The organism is Planktotalea sp. (assembly GCF_965659345.1).
GTDB lineage: Bacteria > Pseudomonadota > Alphaproteobacteria > Rhodobacterales > Rhodobacteraceae > Planktotalea.
In genome coordinates, this window is sequence record NZ_CBFHVK010000005.1 from 194,827 (window position 1) to 211,349 (window position 16,523).

Genomic DNA, 16,523 nt, shown 5'->3' on the forward strand with positions numbered 1-16,523 from the left:
TTTGCCAAAAACGTGGAGCTCATCTAACCAGTTTAGTGAGGTCAGGACGACCCATCCCGTTTACAAGCGTGGCGGCTGTGGGAGTCTTCAACGCGGGGCGACGGGGGTGCGTGCATGTCCATGGCGCACCCCCATTGTTTTTGCGCATCTTAGAACGCGGTAAGGATTAACCCAATCGCAGCACTTCCAAGTGCAGCATAACCACCGTCAATCAACAAAAGCTGCAGCGGGCGACCGGCAAAGCCATAGCAGATCATCAACCATGGGGCGGCAAGGAAGATACCAATACCGAACCCTGAGATCAGGCCTTTGCCAACGGTTTCAATATCGCTGAGCTCGAACACATGGCGCATCATACCTGCAACAAGGATCATCGCCAGAAAACCCATGATGTAGGGCATTGGGTTGGCGTTGTTCGCAGGCTTGCCATCAGCACCAACTGAAACGCCAGATGCATCCATCCAAGGTTTCGACAATACGCCATACCAGATTGCGCCAACGCCAAAACCAGCAATGGCTGCGACAAAGACATTGATAAATTCCATAGTTCAGTCCCTTTATTCTAATGTGAACGAACTATGCAGCGTGCTTAAAAATTAAGCAATTCCCCCAAGCGTGCAAATAATCTGCCATTCTTCAGGGGTGACAGGCTGAACAGAGAGACGCGAGTTTTTCACGAGCACCATTTCAACAAGACGCGGATCGGCTTTGATATCATCAAGCGTGATATGCGTTTTCAATGGTTCAACCGCCTTGATATCAACGCACTCCCAGCGCGCATCATCGGTGGTGCTGTCTGGATGCGCTTCACGACAGACTTTAACAATGCCAACGACGGCTTTCTCTTTCTGGCTGTGGTAGAAAAATCCAAGATCCCCAAGCGCCATCTCGCGCATGAAATTGCGTGCTTGATAGTTTCGCACGCCATCCCATTCTTCGCCATCATCACCTTTTGCGACTTGGTCATCCCAGCCCCAAACAGAGGGTTCGGATTTGAAAAGCCAATAGCGCATCACCCGATAACCTTGTTCCAACGGATCAGCTCGCTCGACGCAAAAAGCCCTGCTTGGGCGTAGGGATCATTCGCAGCCCAATCTTCTGCGGCTGCCATATCCTCAACATCGAGTATCACAAGTGAACCGCACATCTCTCCCGCGTCATCAAGCAAGGGACCCGCGTATAGAACGACACCACTATCGTTGATATGGGCCACATGTGCCGGACGATTGTCGAGACGAATTTGCAACGCACCTTCTTTGTCTTTTGCCATCAATGCTATCAGCATGTTTCCTCCTTAAGCGGACGCGCAAGCAGCGAATCCATAGCTTGTTTCAGGGTCAGTGTTTGATCGATCATTGCAGTAACCGCAGCGGTGATCGGCATGTCAACTTCCAGCTCTTTTGCCTTTTCATGACATGCGCGAGCAGTCGCTGCGCCCTCAACAGTGATGTTGGCATCAAAGGGTTCAGATCGTCCAAGCGATAATCCAAACCTGAAATTACGTGACCCTTCGGACGCGCACGTCAGCGCGAGGTCACCAAAGCCGGAAAGCCCAGCAAGGGTTTCTGACTGCGCACCCAAGACGTCTGCCATGCGTCGCATTTCAGCGTATCCACGCGTGATCAAAGCCGCGCGTGCGCTTTCGCCAAGCCCAGCGCCAATCGCTGCACCACAAGCAATCGCAATAACATTCTTCAAAGCACCACCAAGTTCCGCACCGGTCACGTCAGTACTGCGATAGAGCCGAATGTTGGATGTGTTCAAAGTCGTCTGAAGCATTCGCCCCAAGTGACCGTCTTCGCACGCGAGTGTCAGTGCAGTTGGCAGGCCTGCGGCAATGTCATGCGCAAAGCTCGGGCCAGTGAGAACCGCTGTACGCCTTTCGGGCAAAATGGCGCGAATGACTTGTGTTGGGCTAAGACCGCTCTGCAAATCAATGCCCTTGCAGCAGGCAACGAGCGTTTTGCGCGCGAGGTGAACTTTATTGCGTTCAATAAACTGCGCAAGCTGCTGCATTGGAACGGCGATTAGTAACGTCTGTTGTTCTTTGAGATTATCCAAATCAGCAGTGACATTCAGTGAAGCCGGAAAGTCTGCCTGCGGCAGGCGTGCTGCGTTCACGCGGTCCTTTTGCATCGCGTTGGCCTGTGACGCACTGCGTGCCCAAAGCGTTATATCCTGCCCATCGCGCGCCATTGAAATCGCCAAAGCTGTGCCAAACGCGCCAGAACCAAGCACTGCGATACTCATGCTTTTGCCCCCTTTTTGCCGCTGCCCAGCATCGGCGCGCTTGATGTATCAAGCGGCCATCGGGGTCGAGCGGACAAGTCCATGCCATCGCGCTGACCCGCTTCAAAGAGCTCCAGACCAGCGTAGGCAATCATTGCCGCATTATCTGTGCACAGCGCGAGAGGAGGGGCCGTGAATTGAACGTCTAATTCGTTTGTAACTGACTCTAATCCAGCGCGAATGGCTGTGTTGGCAGCAACACCACCTGCAACAGCAAGCGCTGGCTTTGTGGGGTTCTCAGCAAGATAGAGGGTCAGTGCGCGTTTCGTCTTTTCCATCAGCACGTCGACAACTGCCGTCTGAAAGCCAGCACATAAGTCACGTACATCTTGGCGCCGGATAGTGTTTTTCTGCATCGTTTCGTTGCGCGCACGCAATACAGCGGTTTTGAGGCCGGAAAAAGACATATCGCAGCCAGCACGATCCAACATAGGACGCGGAAATTTGAAACGCTTGGGATCGCCCTGTTCCGCCTCAGCTTGCACAGCAGGACCACCGGGTTGCGCCAATCCTAGCAAGCGCGCTGTTTTATCGAAGGCCTCACCAGGGGCGTCGTCAATTGTGCCGCCAATGCGTGAGAAGTTATTCGGACCACGCGCAATGAGAAACTGGCAGTGACCCCCCGAGACAAGCAACATCAGGTAGGGATAGTTCAATTCATCGGTCAGTCGTGGCGTCAGGGCGTGACCTGCAAGGTGGTTCACGCCGATCAAAGGTTTGCCCGTCGCTGCAGAAAGCCCTTTGGCACACATAACGCCCGACATAACGCCGCCGATTAATCCCGGGCCTGCGGTGACAGCAATCGCATCGATATCAGCCAGCGGCACGTCTGCTGCTGCCAGCGCTTGTTCAACACAAAGATCGATTTTCTCTGCATGCGCGCGCGCGGCGATTTCAGGGACAACACCGCCAAAGGCTTTGTGCAGATCATTCTGGCCTACCACAATGTTCGAAAGTACTTCAGCATGCCCATCAGCTCCACGGCGCACGACTGCCGCAGCAGTGTCATCGCAACTGCTTTCCAGTCCAAGAAGTGTGATCGTTTGCGCCAAGATAAGGGGGCTCCATTGCAAGAAGGCTTGTCAGCAGCTACCACTGACGCCTGTCTCAAACAACACCGGCTTGAACCTATGGCGCAACCAGCAACTTTGCTTTTGACCCGACCTAAAACGGCGTCTGAGCGATTTGCAAAGCAGGTCATTGCCGCGCTGGGCGAGATGCCTGTTGTTCATGCGCCCTTGATCGAGATTGAACACCTTCCCATAGCATCGATGCCTTCTGATGGCACGCTCGTGTTCACTTCTGGCAACGGTGTGGAGGCCTGGACAGGCCCCAAACTTCCTTGTTTTTGCGTGGGTCAAGCAACAGCTGAAAAAGCACGCGCGGGTGGATTCGAGCCCTTTGTCAGTGGCGGCACAGTAGAGCATTTGCTTGACGATCTTTTGAACAATCACCCTAAGAACATGATTATTCACGTTCACGGGCGTCACACACGCGGAAAACTGGTAGAGCGGTTGAGGGCTTCAGGACTGAACGCAGCAGGAATTGTTGCGTACGAACAAAGGCTTCTTCCATTGCCAGATCTTGCCAATTCGCTCCTTCAAGGGGGAGCGCCTGTCATAGTTCCCCTTTTCTCCCCGCGCATTGCAGCGCAATTTTCAAGCTACGGGCCATTTGGCTCTCAGGTAAAATTGATTGGAATCTCAAAATTTGCTGCTGCGGCTTGTCGAGGTGCACATATTGCCCCAAGTCCAGATGCAAACGGTATGATATCTGCGATTTCAGCTGTTTTGCCGCCTTGAGGGTCAGGGCCGGGAACAGTAAGGTTATTTTTGACTGCATGTATAAGTTGCAGAATCGAAGGGGTGCGTAAGGTGGCAAAATCGACCAAAGGCAAGGGCGGAAAAGCGCAACAGCCAGTCAATGCAGAAGAGATTGTGCAAGACGCCAGCGAAGCTATTGCTGAAGATGTTACAGAGATCGTTGAGGACGCGGAAGTTCTGTCTGACGACGCGCCAGTTGAAACGTCTGAACCCGATGATGCGACCGAAGAGGCCAGCGTTGACGACATCGCAGAGCCAGAGACACCTGTAGAGCCAGAAGCTCCAACGCCCGAAGTTATTCGTGAAACCGTTGTAGAACGCAAAGGCGGGTTCGTTCCGCTTGTTCTGGGTGGTGTTGTTGCGGCAGGTATCGGTGTGGCGAGCGCGGGCTACATATTCCCGAACGGTTTGCCATTTGGTCCGCAAGCGACGGACTATTCAAGTGCGATTGAAGCGCAATCTAGCCGTATTGACGCCCTGAGCGAAGAGCTTGCGGCGAAGCCAGCGTTTGATCCGAGCGCGCTTGAGGTTGCGGTTGCAGATGCGAGCAACGCTGTAAGTACTGCACAGGAGCAAATTGAAGGCCTCTCTGAAACGGTCGGTACTTTTGAAGAACGACTTACAACGCTTGAAGCACTCCCGCGCCAAGATGGTAGCGGCGTTTCCCAACAGATGGAGAATGCGCTGAAAGAGATGCGTGCAGAGCTGGATCAGCAGAATGCAGCGCTCGAACAGATGGCACCTGTTGAAAACGAATTGAACGATATGCGCGCTGCCTTGGACCTTCAAAAAGGTGAGCTCGCGACAATGATTGCGGAGGCGCAAGCGACAAAGCAAGACGCGGAAAAGACGGCACGCGATACTTTGGCGCGTGCTGGCGTGACACGTATTTTGGTTGCCCTTGAAAGCGGCGCTCCGTTTGCAGATGCCTTGGCAGAGGTCGAGGCCAATAGCGACGCTGCTGTGCCAGAAGCGCTGGCGCAAACTGCGGCTGACGGTGTTCCGACACTCGCCGCACTAAGCGAAAGCTACCCGATTGCAGCGCGCGAAGCTCTGGCGGCTGTACGCAGCGAAGACACGGGCGGCGGCGTTTCTAGCTTTTTGACCCGTCAACTTGGTGTGCGTTCCGTTACGCCGCGCGAGGGCGATGATCCAGACGCGGTTCTATCGCGTGTGGGCGCTGCGGTTGACGAAGGTCGGATAGCCGATGCGCTCGCGATTGCAGATGCACTACCAGAGGGCGCGAAAGCACCGCTGGCCGATTGGATGACGCAGGCTAACCTTCGTTTGTCCGCCGCGCGAGAGGCGCAAGCCCTCGCTACTTCTTTGAACTCTCAATAAGGCGCTTTTGAATGCTTTGGTCTTTGCTAAAAGTTCTCGTTTTTGTGGCAATAATAGCAGCGCTCACACTTGGCGCTGGATATCTGATGGAGATGGGCGGCGGTGCTGTCATCAACATGGCTGGATTAGAGTTCACGCTCTCACCGCTTCAGATTATTTTGGGTCTAGTGATTTTGCTGGTTGCGCTTTGGGTTGTTTTAAAGCTGCTCTCGCTGCTTGTTGCCATTTTGAAGTTCATCAACGGTGATGAGACAGCGATTTCGCGCTATTTTTCGAAAAACCGTGAACGCAAAGGTTATCAAGCGTTGTCAGAAGGCATGATGGCGCTCGCGTCTGGTGATGGTTCTGCAGCGATGAGCAAAGCGGCGAAAGCAGAGAAATATCTGGGCAAGCCTGAGTTAACCAATCTGTTGACGGCGCAAGCGGCTGAGATGGCTGGGGACACCCAGAAGGCGGAAGAGACTTACAAGAAACTGGTGAAAGATGAAGCGACGCGCTTTATCGGTGTGCGCGGCATCATGAAGCAAAAATTGGCTGATGGTGATACTGACACAGCCTTGCAATTGGCAGAACGCGCATTCGCGCTGAAGCCAAAGCACGAAGAAACACAAGACATTCTGCTCAAGCTGCAAGCGCAAGGGTCTGATTGGTCTGGGGCACGTAAGACGCTCGCAGCTAAGTTGAAAAGTGGCACGTTGCCCCGCGATGTGCATAAGCGTCGCGAAGCGGTTTTGGCGCTGTCGCAAGCGGCGGGTGTTTTGGACGATGGCAATGACATCGAAGCACGCGAAGCTGCCATAGAAGCAAATCGGCTGTCCCCTGATCTGATCCCTGCCGCAGTGATGGCTGCACGCAGCTATATCGAGCAAGACAAGAAACGCTATGCTGTACGCGTGTTGAAAAAGGCGTGGGATGTGCAGCCTCATCCGGAACTTGCAGCCACTTTTGCTGAGATTGAACCTGATGAGACACCCGTTGATCGCATCAAGCGTTTCGAGAAGTTGACGAAGGCCAAGGCGGACCATCCTGAGACGAAAATGCTGAATGCAGAGCTTAACATTGCTGCTGAAGATTTCCCTGCTGCGCGTCGCGCTCTGGGCGATTTGGTCGAGACAGCACCTGATGCACGTTCGCTTACAATTATGGCAGCGATTGAACGTGGTGAAGGGTCTTCTGACGCAGTTGTCAAAGGTTGGCTGGCACGTGCGTTGAATGCACCGCGCGGCCCACAGTGGGTTTGTGACGCCTGCAATCACATTCATGCGGAGTGGGAGCCGGTTTGCGGCAACTGCGCAAGTTTTGATACGCTCAGCTGGAAATCCCCGCCCATGGCTCAGATTGCTGCGCCAACAGGTGTGGCGATGCTGCCTTTGATCGTTGGCGCGCTGGAGGATAACTCAAGCACAGAAACTGATGAAACGCCCCTCGCTGAAGAGGTCGAGGTTGTTGAAGCGGAAGTCGTGGACGTTGCAGAGGATGCTGTCGAAACAAAGGCGTAATTCATGAACCTTGATCATGTAGCTCTGCTTAGAAAAATGTTCGACGCAGCGATTGAGGCGGCAGATCCGCTTGCCTCTCTCAAAGCTCACCTACCCGAAGAACCCAAAGGGCGGACCGTTGTGATTGGCGCTGGCAAAGGCGCTGCGCAAATGGCTGCTGCATTCGAAAGCCTTTGGGATGGCCCACTGTCTGGGGTGATTGTCACGCGCTATGGATATGCGGCGCCTTGCAAATATGTGGAAGTACTCGAGGCGTCACATCCCGTTCCCGACGACGCCGGGCTTGTCGCTAGCACAGCTCTTTTTGAAGCGGTGAGGGATTTGAGCGCTGATGATTTGGTGGTGTCTTTGGTCTGTGGCGGTGGTTCTTCCTTGCTGCCCTCCCCACCCGAAGGTTTAACCCTTGCAGATGAACAAGCCTTGAATGAAGCGTTGCTCGCGTCTGGTGCACCGATTGGTGCGATGAACGCTATTCGCAAACACTGTAGCACGATCAAAGGTGGACGTTTGGCACAGGCCGCATATCCGGCGCGTGTCGTGTCATTGGTTGTGTCTGATGTTCCGGGCGATGACCCTGCGCAAGTCGCGTCTGGCCCCACTGTGCCCGATAGTGTTTCTTTGGAAGACGCGCTCGAATTGATAGAAAGCCTGCGCATTCAGCTGCCTGACGCGATCACAAAGCATCTCGCCAAAGAAGTTGCGCGCGCGCCGGATCCGTCTGATGATGCGTTTGCGCGCAATGAGGTCACTGTTGTAGCATCCGCTGGCATATCACTTGATGCCGCTGCTCTGGTCGGGCGAGAGGCGGGGTATTCCGTCTCGGTCCTGTCAGATGCGATTGAAGGGGAGGCGCGCGACATCGGCCTGATGCACGCGGCAATTGCGAGCCAAGTGGCGAACAAGAACCTACCGTTCCAAAAACCTGCGATCATCTTGTCAGGCGGTGAAACCACAGTGACCCTACGCGCTAAGGGCCGTGGCGGACGCAATACGGAATTTTTGCTGTCATTCGCGAATGCGATTGAAGGATCGCAAGGAATTACGGCACTTGCCGCTGATACGGATGGCATTGATGGATCAGAAGATAATGCAGGTGCATTTGCTGATGGCCAAAGTACGACGCGGATACGAGCAGGTGGCGTTGATCCCAAAGCTGCCCTGTCTGGCAATGACGCTTGGGGTGCTTTTGAGGCGGCTGGTGATCTATTTGTTCCCGGTCCAACAGGCACCAACGTGAATGATTTTCGCGCGATCCTGATAGAAGACGTCTAAAGGATCCTGCATGTGTTGTTGGTGAACGCTGCGGCTGTTAATTCACCTGTGAAATAGCATCCTGTATCAAGTGATACACGGCTATGTTCCCAAACCGGTCTGTCGACAACAGTGTGTCCGTGAACAACCCAATTTCCATCATTGCGCGGCGTATTCATAAAACTGTCACAGCCCCAAAGCATCACTTCGCTCGATTGCTGTTTGATGGTGTGCGCGGGATCAAGCGCGGCATGAACGCAGTGCAAATTGCCACTAGACCATTGCAGCGGCAGATAGCGTAGCCAAGGCTCTAACCCCTCTGGCATCGCGTCCCAGAGTTCCTCACAGGCTTCATACAGTTCTTCTTTGGAGGCATCAGCGTCGATGCCCGTGATACCATAGCTTTCCAGCGTTTCTATTCCGCCATACCGCAACCACCGCGGACCTGCCTTTTGCGGTTGATCCAGGAAATCTAGCATCATGAGTTCGTGATTGCCCATAAGACAAACGACTGCATCTGGATCAGATAAGCTCAACCCAAGCAAATATTCCAAGACGTCCGCAGACCGTTTACCGCGATCAACGTAGTCACCTAGAAACACTAAGGTCGGGTCGCCAATGTCTAACGCTTCAATATCATCGTCAACACGGCTTAAAGCAGCAAGCATTTGATCCATGCAGCCGTGTACATCACCGATTGCATAAAATGGGCGCTCAGGGCTCATCTCGACTTGCAAAGGGCGCAGGTTGATCGAAGACGCAGCGCCGCCGCGTTTGTTGCTTATATTGCCTAACATGATCCAACCATTCTTAACCTTGGGTTAGACTTAATCGAGCACGCAAGGGGAGGCAAACACGAAGCGCGTGACGCGTTCCGCTTGTGAAAGTATCGCGCACTGGCCAAAGCGCGTCAAAATTGCTTTGTAGCCAGATATTGTAGCGTCCATTCGCAACCGACTTTAGCCGCCCATGCTGCGCGCCAATCACATTACGGGTGTGTTGGCGGTAATACAGCGTTGGAACCGGATCATGGATAAACTGCGCGCCAATTCCTTTTAAGATGAGCGCGGCCCACCAATCGTGAAATGGCACATTGATGGGCGGTATATACCCTCGCAATGCTTTGACAGCTTTTGGATTCAACACGCACGTATGACCCGCTATTCGATTGCGAAACAGAAGCTGCGTGAAAGCGCCAACGTTGCGCCGTTTTTGATACCATTGAATCTTGAGGTCATCATCCGTGACGATCCGGCCAGACGCGTAAACAGCAGGGCCTGTTTGCCCTTTAAGGTGGTCTAACGCACGGGTTAGTTTGCAATGTCGCCAAACGTCGTCTTGATCACAAAACGCCGCATAATGATCGTTGGGGACATGTTTTAGCGCGTTCCAAAAGTTCTGAGCCAACCCAAGCCGAGGCCCCTCAAGCAGCTTCAACTGATCTTTTGGGACAACATCTTGTGCGATCAAAACCGTATCGTCGTAAGACCCATCGTCGCTTAGGATAAGATCCCAGCAATGGTGCTTTTGCTGCAAGATCGACCGTAACTGCGGTTCTAGAAATCGTGCGCCATTCAGCGTTGCAAGCACGATGCTGACTTTTTCTGCCTTTGCTATCATGCACATCAAATTTCATAAAAACCCTATCAAACTGTAAAGCTAAGTCGCGAAACCGACGCTGTCGTTCCATTTTGGCGTCTTTCGGCTGCCCTAAATCTGACTTCATCCGAAAACGAGGGCTGAAATGACCGAACTGACAGTAATCAACACTTGGGCTCTTGGACCCGTTACGCATCGTATGAATTTGCGAGATCTGGATTTGGTTGCCACATCCAGCGACACCGTGCTGTACGCGACCAACGGCTCTACAGGTGGAATTGTAAACTTTGGTGTGAACGCAAATACAGGTGCGCTCAGCTATCGTGACGCGATCACTTTGCCTCATCTTGCGTCTGTCGATGGCTCTGCTCATTTGGAGCAAACACGTTTTGGCGGGCAAGATTATATTGTCAATCTTGGACGTCATGCGGATGGGTTAGAGGCAATTCAAATCGGGAGCGGCAGCAACCTTGATATGCGGGTTGATTTGGCTGGTACAGATGATGCGAATATCAGTTCGTTGGTGTTTCATAGCGCTGACACGCGTGATGTTGCATATGCGAGTTATTGGGGCAGCTCTGATCTAGGTATCTACCAGTTAAGCGCGACAGGGGCGATGAGCTTGCTTGGCACCGTGAAAGGGCAGTTCGAGTCCCAAGGCGCTGACTTGCTCGGGTTTCAAGTGACTGAAGCGCACGGGCAAGATGTTTTGGTCTTCGCATCACAAGAACAAGACACCGTATTTAGCTACACGATCAATGCCAACGGCGGGCTCGCAATCGCTGATTTGATACGTATGAGTGATGGCTTGCCAGTTGCGACACCTACCGCGATGGAGATCATCGAAAACGGCGGTCAGCGTTTTGCTGTGCTTGCCTCCTCAGGCACCTCTTCACTGACGGTGATGCAAATTTCTGCGACTGGTGAACTGACGCCGACAGATCATATCAATGGAAGCCTGCATACGCGTATTGAAAACGTCATTGCCCTCGAAACGGTGAGCTACGCAGATCGTCATTTTGTGATTGCCGGTGGAGCAAACGATGGCATCAGCTTGTTTCAACTTTTGCCAGATGGGCGACTCTATCATTTGGATGCCCAGGCCGATTTACTAGGTGCTTCATTGTCCAATGTCACCGCAATCACGGCGCAGGTGCGTGGCACCGGCATAGACATTTACGCAGCTTCTGAGAATGAAGCGGGGCTCACGCAGTTGCGCTATGAGCTCGGCGCGCAGGCTGCTACCCAGAGAGGGACATCTGGCGATGACCTTCTAAACGGCAATGGTGCTGGCGATTATCTGATTGGCCACGGTGGGGATGACACGCTGCATGGGGGTAATGGCAACGATTTGATCCTCGATGGCGCTGGCGCTGATGTGATGACCGGCGGCAATGGCGCTGATATATTTATTCTCGCGCGGGATGGTGAGCGGGACGATATCCTCGATTTTGATCCTGGGCAGGACCGTATGGATCTGTCAGGCTGGGGCCGACTTTATCATGTGAGCGGTTTGGAATGGTCTGAACGCAGCAATGGTGCCGTTATCCGCTATGGTGAAGAAGTTCTTATCGTGCGTACCGCGGACAATACACCGCTTAAAAGCACGGACATCCCCGCGCATGAAATGTTCAATCTCACGCATACGGATTTAAGTTACATGATCGGTGGGACTGACCCGCTTGCGGATCATACACAGCCAGGAAACTTTGAAGGAAGTGCTGGTAATGACACGCTGAACGGGACCGATTTTGATGATGTCATACGTGGCAATCTAGGCGACGATTCACTGACTGGTGGCGACGGTGACGATGTTCTTAACGGCGGCGTCGGCGCTGATACTCTGGACGGGGGAGCGGGATCCGATTGGGTAAGTTACGAAGGATCGCGCGGCTCGCTTCGCGTGGATTTGATGTTCTCTCAGATCAACACCAATGTGGCCGCAGGAGACATTTATCACGCCATCGAAAACCTGATTGGTTCGCAAGGGTTCGACAATCTTCGCGGAACGTTGAGCGAAAACCATATCCAAGGCGGCCGAAACGTCGATTATATTTTTGGGCGTCGTGGCGATGACACTTTGGATGGCGGCATCGGGAATGATGTGTTGTTTGGAGGCGCTGGGCGGGATGTGCTGATCGGTGGTGAAAATCGCGACCGCGCCCAATATTCTGAATCCTTAACTGCGGTTCTTGTCGATTTGGAGCGCGCTTTTCTAAACACGGGCGAAGCGGCTGGCGACAGCTTTGACAGCATCGAAGATCTTGCAGGCGGGCGGTTTGATGATGATCTGTATGGGGATGCTTTTGCAAATCGTTTGTTTGGTCGCGAAGGCGCTGACGACCTATTGGGTCGCGAAGGGAATGATTATCTAAACGGTGGCGCTCACAATGATACTCTCGATGGCGGTGCCGGAAACGATATTTTGCGCGGTGGGCAACACGCGGATACCTTTGTGTTTCGTGAAGGCAATGACGTGATCGAAGACTTCGTTGATGATGTCGATGAAATCGAGCTCGCAACGGCTCTTTTGGGTGGTGGCGCGATCACTGCAGGGCGCGCTTTGGAATTTGCAAATGTGGTCGCTGGAAACATTTTTTTTGATTTTGGCGAAGAAGGTCAACTTACACTTTTGAACTTTACTGATCCTTCTGCTCTTTTAGATGACATTTCCTTTGTGTGAGCGCTAAAGCTCCAGCCGATCCATAAGGGCGATATCGAGCGAAACGAAGCTCTCTAACCGAGCTTTGCTTTGATCACGCTCTAAGGCGTTCAGCAAACGGGGCCATCGAAGTTCTGTTGCTGGCCGGTCCCCTGTGTTTGTTTGGTTTTTGCTGAAGTCCAAGTCAAACCCGTAAAGAGCGTTAAGATCATCCTCCAATGCGGATAGGTTTTCCAAGGAGTATATCCAATCGATTTTGTTCAGATTGCGCAATGCAGCGCGAAGTTTACGCCTTTTCGGAAGAGCGGAAAAATCGCTGCCAGCGCGGATCTTTTGCGTCGCGAGGTAGCGGCAATAGAAATTGTCGTAGTGGTCATGGATGAAGGTCTGCCAACTTTGATCATCGCCGAAAAAATAGTCATCCACGCTTTGATTTAAGATGGTTTTCTTCCCAATGTTGTGCGGGTGTTCCAGCGCCACTGCGCTTAGCAGCTTTGCCTCCTTAAGAAGGTAGAAATAGAAAGAGGCGATGCGTTCTCGCGGATCACGAAAAATGGAAAACACAAAGCGCGGTTTCTGAATTTGATCAAGTGCAAGCCAATCAATATGCCCTGAATAGAGCCTATATCCGAAAGGTAATTGTGTTTCTGCTGACGTCGCCTGAGCGTGAACCCGCACGGGGCTCACATCCCTTTGCCCCACTGCACGCGCCAGTTCATTATGAACGGTTTGGCCCGCAGTTTTGGGAATATGAAGGAACACTATAGGTGCATTGAGTGGCGCTGTATCAAACATGACGGTTCGTTTAAGCGATTCCTCTTACCAGCGGGTAAATCGCGACACTCACTGTGCCAAATTCTGTTCATGGACTGCGATTGCAGTCTCTATGTCGTCGAAATACGTGAGTTTCCCGTTTTCAAGCACAGCCCCTGACGTGCAAAGTTGACGGATCATCCCCATCGCGTGCGAAACGACTATCGCACCTGCGTTTTGCGTTCTTTGTTTGAGAAGATCGCGGCTGCGTGCCTGAAATGATGCATCGCCGACTGATGTGACTTCGTCGATGAGGTAGGTATCAAAATGAATGCCCATTGAAACACCAAAAGCGAGTCTTGAGCGCATGCCAGAAGAATATGTGCGAAAGGGAAGTTGGAAGTGACCGCCCAAATCGGCAAAATCACCAACAAAATCTACCAGATCTTCGGTGTCGCATCCATAAACGCGCGCAAGGAAGCGAACGTTTTGCGCACCGCTTAATTCTGGATGAAAAGAGCCAGCAAAGCCAACTGGCCACGACACCGTTCCTTTGTGATAGATATGTCCTTCGCTAGGCGCGAGTGTGCCAGCGATCATCCGCATGAGTGTTGATTTCCCCGCACCGTTGCGACCTAAAAGTCCAACGCAGGCTCCGCTCGGAATATCAAGATTCACATCGCGGGCGACAGTCTTTTGACGACCATTGAGCACGTAGGTTTTTGAAACGTTTTCAAACCTAACCATCCTTTAACGTCGATCCAAAAAACTGAAGCCAATCAATGAAAGCAAAGCCCAAAACAAAAACGCAGCGAGTGCAATAAGCGATAAGATCAGCCCGCGTTTTGGAAAAAGTGACTGTTCCGCAATTGTTGGAAAAATATGAGCAGCAAGATAGCGCGTATTGCGGCGCGCGTCTGAAACTGCAGTTTCAAAACTTGCGCGCGCGGCTTGGTAACTTTGCTCCGCAAATTCTACATCCACGACCAAACGCTCGTACTCCCCAAAGATCTGAGCACGGTTTTGATTTCCAGAGTCAGCTGCCCCTAAAACGCGTTTTGTTCGTTCCTCATCGATGCGCAATTGGAGCACGTTTTTATGCGTTTGCGCCTGATTCAAACGCGTGTCGGAGCGGCGTGTATTCGCACTTAGAATGTCGATCTCGATTTGTGTTTCGCTAAGTTGAGCTTCCAGAGACGCCATCAACGATGACTGGGCACCGAAATCGAAACTTGGATCAACGATCTCATTTAAAATTCGAAACTCGGTTAACGCTCCACGCGCATTTGCGAGACGCGCTTTGGTACGCTGTAAGTCGTCTAACGCGTATCGCACCGAATCTTCCGCTGCGATATTATTGATCTGATTGATGAGGTCTTCGCTTTTCCGAAGAATTTGAGCACCAATGTCTTGCGCTTCCAAAGGTGAAAACGCTCGCGCGCGCACCTCAATAATACCGCGCGTGCTGTCGAGTGAAATGTCGACCATTTGCCCCCAATGCATATGAAGATCCTCGATCGATCCACTGGAGTCATAAGCAAAAACCGGATCATTAAGTGGCTTTGACCAAAGCGCTGACAAGTTGAGAGCGTCTTGCATTTGTTCGACCAACTGCTGACTTTTCAAGTAGTCATAGAGAATGTCACTATCGCTTGCGCCGGATCCTGAAATGCCAGCGATCCCACCCAACAATTCTAGCCCGCTAGAGGGCTCTTCACTTCGAATGCTGAAAGCGAAAGTCGACGCATATTGATCGGCGGCGCGCGCCCAAAGGTACCAAGCGCTAATCATGACCGGCAGGCACACCAAGATAGCAAAACTTATTGCAATTGCCACGTGTCGGCGACGCAAACGAGCTGGGCGCACCGTTGGCTTGAACGGCGTGCTTTGCTTTTTTCCTGGGATCAAAACCGATATGTTTTCAGCGAGCGCCACAGATACCCCTTTTGCTGATATCTGTTTGGCAGGCTGGCATAAAGATTGTGTAAACCTGAACGCGGTAGATAGCGTCTATGGCCAATGATATTGCTAAAATCCCACCTATTCGAACGTTGCGACTACCGTGCGCGTGTCGGACAATTATCGCTTTGGTGCTTCGTGAAATGTCAACGAGCTATGGGCGTTCACCTGGTGGATACATATGGGCAGTGGCGGAGCCGGTGGCAGGAATTGCGTTGCTGACGTTTATCTTTTCACTTGGTTTTCAGGCACCGCCATTGGGTACGAGCTTTGCTTTGTTCTATGCATCAGGACTAGTGCCGTTTTTGATCTACTCTGATGTAAGCGGCAAGATTGCCCAATCTATCAATTTTTCCCTACCCCTGCTTGGCTATCCAAGGGTTACGTTGATCGATGCAGTGCTTGCACGAACGATCCTAAGCATTGTGACGCAAACGCTCGTTTGCAGCTTGGTATTTGGCGGTCTTTTTCTGTTCATAGGCACACAATCACGCCTTGATATTGCGCATTTGATTCAAGCGGGGCTCATGGCGTTCGCACTTGGGTTTGGCGTTGGTGTGATGAACTGTTTTTTGATAACAATGTTTCCCGTTTGGCAGCGCATTTGGAGCATCGTAAATAGGCCTATGTTTTTGTTATCTTGCATTGTTTTTGTGTTCGGAGCCATTCCTTTACCTTATCGAGATTGGCTTTGGTACAACCCGGTTGTGCATATCGTCGGACTAACACGACAAGGGCTCTACTTCAGCTATGGGGGCGAATATGTCTCAACGCTTTATGTGTACTTCCTTTCATTGGGCTTAAGCGTAGGAGGTTTTTTTCTAATCTGGCGTTTCAAAGATAAATTACTCAATCGATAGGACTGGCGCGTCGCTTTTTGTAGAAGGCATTAGCTAAAAATTCAGACATCAGCGGTAATCGAAAAGGGAAGCCCCTTGAAAGGTGACCCTGACGTGTTTTCGCAGCTCATTCGATTATTCCATATCTACTGTGATCACCACTTTACGATCACTGTTTCGGGTTTTCCAATTGTCGATGGCGAAGGGCGAAAAATCGGCCATGTTGATCGTTTGAATTTCGCGCGCAACAGTGTGCGTCTGGAGGGGTGGAGCATAGCTGAAAAAGTTGCTTTTGGGGCTCCCGGTAAAGCGGCATGGCAACAACCAGACATACCGCGAAAGGATGTGGTGAGCGCACTAGGACCAAAGGCTGGAGATAATCCAGGCTTTAACCTGATCTGGCATGGTGCTCATGATAGTCTCATACTATCGGGCTTTGTTGCACAAATCGGTCTGAGGCCGATCTCCCCCTTACCCCAGACGGATTTAGCCTACAGCCACGGTACTT

16 protein-coding genes and 1 pseudogene are annotated in these 16,523 nt (G+C 52.1%); 7 read left to right on the forward strand and 10 right to left on the reverse strand.

The features are described 5' to 3' along the window. Window positions 1-149 precede the first annotated feature (149 nt). Genes ACTG3Z_RS05675 through tsaD form a run of 5 tightly spaced genes read right to left on the reverse strand, consistent with a single transcriptional unit; the run spans window position 150 to window position 3,341 of the window. Window positions 150-545, reverse strand: a complete 396-nt coding sequence (locus tag ACTG3Z_RS05675) for a DUF1761 domain-containing protein (protein ID WP_439141797.1) — start codon at window positions 543-545, stop codon at window positions 150-152. A 51-nt stretch (window positions 546-596) separates the two neighbouring features. After that, window positions 597-1,013, reverse strand: a complete 417-nt coding sequence (locus tag ACTG3Z_RS05680) for an EVE domain-containing protein (protein WP_439141799.1) — start codon at window positions 1,011-1,013, stop codon at window positions 597-599. After that, window positions 1,013-1,285, reverse strand: a complete 273-nt coding sequence (locus ACTG3Z_RS05685; protein ID WP_439141800.1) for a YciI family protein — start codon at window positions 1,283-1,285, stop codon at window positions 1,013-1,015. The genes ACTG3Z_RS05680 and ACTG3Z_RS05685 overlap by 1 nt, the downstream gene beginning before the upstream one ends. Next, complete coding sequence (locus ACTG3Z_RS05690; RefSeq protein WP_439141801.1) at window positions 1,279-2,250, reverse strand: NAD(P)H-dependent glycerol-3-phosphate dehydrogenase; 972 nt, start codon at window positions 2,248-2,250, stop codon at window positions 1,279-1,281. Before ACTG3Z_RS05690 ends, ACTG3Z_RS05685 begins: the two co-directional genes overlap by 7 nt. Then, window positions 2,247-3,341, reverse strand: coding sequence for a tRNA (adenosine(37)-N6)-threonylcarbamoyltransferase complex transferase subunit TsaD (gene tsaD, locus ACTG3Z_RS05695; RefSeq protein ID WP_439141802.1), 1,095 nt, complete (start codon window positions 3,339-3,341; stop codon window positions 2,247-2,249). The genes ACTG3Z_RS05690 and tsaD overlap by 4 nt, the downstream gene beginning before the upstream one ends. A 78-nt stretch (window positions 3,342-3,419) precedes the next feature. Here tsaD and ACTG3Z_RS05700 point away from each other — a divergent pair, with 78 nt between their 5' ends. From ACTG3Z_RS05700 to ACTG3Z_RS05715, 4 genes are all read left to right on the forward strand, one after another. After that, entirely contained in the window at window positions 3,420-4,091 is a 672-nt protein-coding gene (locus ACTG3Z_RS05700) for a uroporphyrinogen-III synthase (RefSeq protein WP_439141804.1), read from the forward strand. A 72-nt stretch (window positions 4,092-4,163) separates the two neighbouring features. Next, window positions 4,164-5,453 carry a COG4223 family protein gene (locus tag ACTG3Z_RS05705; protein WP_439141805.1) on the forward strand — a complete coding sequence of 430 codons (1,290 nt, stop codon included), beginning with the start codon at window positions 4,164-4,166 and terminating at the stop codon, window positions 5,451-5,453. Between the two features lie 11 nt (window positions 5,454-5,464). Continuing rightward, window positions 5,465-6,952 carry a heme biosynthesis protein HemY gene (locus tag ACTG3Z_RS05710; RefSeq protein ID WP_439141807.1) on the forward strand — a complete coding sequence of 496 codons (1,488 nt, stop codon included), beginning with the start codon at window positions 5,465-5,467 and terminating at the stop codon, window positions 6,950-6,952. Between the two features lie 3 nt (window positions 6,953-6,955). After that, window positions 6,956-8,224 carry a glycerate kinase type-2 family protein gene (locus ACTG3Z_RS05715; protein WP_439141808.1) on the forward strand — a complete coding sequence of 423 codons (1,269 nt, stop codon included), beginning with the start codon at window positions 6,956-6,958 and terminating at the stop codon, window positions 8,222-8,224. Here ACTG3Z_RS05715 and ACTG3Z_RS05720 read toward each other — a convergent pair. Both ACTG3Z_RS05720 and ACTG3Z_RS05725 read right to left on the reverse strand, forming a co-directional pair. Continuing rightward, window positions 8,221-9,000, reverse strand: a complete 780-nt coding sequence (locus ACTG3Z_RS05720; protein ID WP_439141810.1) for a metallophosphoesterase family protein — start codon at window positions 8,998-9,000, stop codon at window positions 8,221-8,223. The two genes, ACTG3Z_RS05715 and ACTG3Z_RS05720, sit on opposite strands and share 4 nt — an antisense overlap. 13 nt (window positions 9,001-9,013) lie before the next feature. After that, window positions 9,014-9,829, reverse strand: coding sequence for a glycosyltransferase (locus ACTG3Z_RS05725; protein WP_439141812.1), 816 nt, complete (start codon window positions 9,827-9,829; stop codon window positions 9,014-9,016). Between the two features lie 118 nt (window positions 9,830-9,947). On the opposite strand from ACTG3Z_RS05725, the gene ACTG3Z_RS05730 reads away from it, so the two are divergent. Continuing rightward, window positions 9,948-12,485, forward strand: a complete 2,538-nt coding sequence (locus ACTG3Z_RS05730) for a calcium-binding protein (protein ID WP_439141814.1) — start codon at window positions 9,948-9,950, stop codon at window positions 12,483-12,485. Between the two features lie 3 nt (window positions 12,486-12,488). Here the strand turns inward: ACTG3Z_RS05730 and ACTG3Z_RS05735 are convergent, their stop codons facing one another. From ACTG3Z_RS05735 to ACTG3Z_RS05745, 3 genes are read right to left on the reverse strand one after another with little or no spacing between them, the layout of a single operon-like run. Next, window positions 12,489-13,259 carry a sulfotransferase family 2 domain-containing protein gene (locus ACTG3Z_RS05735; protein WP_439141816.1) on the reverse strand — a complete coding sequence of 257 codons (771 nt, stop codon included), beginning with the start codon at window positions 13,257-13,259 and terminating at the stop codon, window positions 12,489-12,491. Window positions 13,260-13,307: 48 nt separating this feature from the next. Beyond that, window positions 13,308-13,964, reverse strand: a complete 657-nt coding sequence (locus ACTG3Z_RS05740) for an ABC transporter ATP-binding protein (protein ID WP_439141818.1) — start codon at window positions 13,962-13,964, stop codon at window positions 13,308-13,310. A 3-nt stretch (window positions 13,965-13,967) separates the two neighbouring features. Then, entirely contained in the window at window positions 13,968-15,152 is a 1,185-nt protein-coding gene (locus tag ACTG3Z_RS05745; RefSeq protein ID WP_439141820.1) for a capsule biosynthesis protein, read from the reverse strand. 77 nt (window positions 15,153-15,229) lie between these two features. Between ACTG3Z_RS05745 and ACTG3Z_RS05750 the strand changes: the two genes are divergently transcribed. Next, complete coding sequence (locus tag ACTG3Z_RS05750; RefSeq protein ID WP_439141822.1) at window positions 15,230-16,036, forward strand: ABC transporter permease; 807 nt, start codon at window positions 15,230-15,232, stop codon at window positions 16,034-16,036. A 75-nt stretch (window positions 16,037-16,111) separates the two neighbouring features. Beyond that, window positions 16,112-16,523, forward strand: a pseudogene (locus ACTG3Z_RS05755) (hypothetical protein); the annotation flags it as partial.

Coding starts and splice junctions, on each gene's coding strand:
- ACTG3Z_RS05675 (WP_439141797.1), bottom strand. CDS start 545: ATGGAATTTATCAATGTCTTTGTCGCAGCCATTGCTGGTTTTGGCGTT.
- ACTG3Z_RS05680 (WP_439141799.1), bottom strand. CDS start 1,013: ATGCGCTATTGGCTTTTCAAATCCGAACCCTCTGTTTGGGGCTGGGAT.
- ACTG3Z_RS05685 (WP_439141800.1), bottom strand. CDS start 1,285: ATGCTGATAGCATTGATGGCAAAAGACAAAGAAGGTGCGTTGCAAATT.
- ACTG3Z_RS05690 (WP_439141801.1), bottom strand. CDS start 2,250: ATGAGTATCGCAGTGCTTGGTTCTGGCGCGTTTGGCACAGCTTTGGCG.
- ACTG3Z_RS05700 (WP_439141804.1), top strand. CDS start 3,420: ATGGCGCAACCAGCAACTTTGCTTTTGACCCGACCTAAAACGGCGTCT.
- ACTG3Z_RS05710 (WP_439141807.1), top strand. CDS start 5,465: ATGCTTTGGTCTTTGCTAAAAGTTCTCGTTTTTGTGGCAATAATAGCA.
- ACTG3Z_RS05715 (WP_439141808.1), top strand. CDS start 6,956: ATGAACCTTGATCATGTAGCTCTGCTTAGAAAAATGTTCGACGCAGCG.
- ACTG3Z_RS05720 (WP_439141810.1), bottom strand. CDS start 9,000: ATGTTAGGCAATATAAGCAACAAACGCGGCGGCGCTGCGTCTTCGATC.
- ACTG3Z_RS05725 (WP_439141812.1), bottom strand. CDS start 9,829: ATGTGCATGATAGCAAAGGCAGAAAAAGTCAGCATCGTGCTTGCAACG.
- ACTG3Z_RS05730 (WP_439141814.1), top strand. CDS start 9,948: ATGACCGAACTGACAGTAATCAACACTTGGGCTCTTGGACCCGTTACG.
- ACTG3Z_RS05735 (WP_439141816.1), bottom strand. CDS start 13,259: ATGTTTGATACAGCGCCACTCAATGCACCTATAGTGTTCCTTCATATT.
- ACTG3Z_RS05740 (WP_439141818.1), bottom strand. CDS start 13,964: ATGGTTAGGTTTGAAAACGTTTCAAAAACCTACGTGCTCAATGGTCGT.
- ACTG3Z_RS05750 (WP_439141822.1), top strand. CDS start 15,230: ATGGCCAATGATATTGCTAAAATCCCACCTATTCGAACGTTGCGACTA.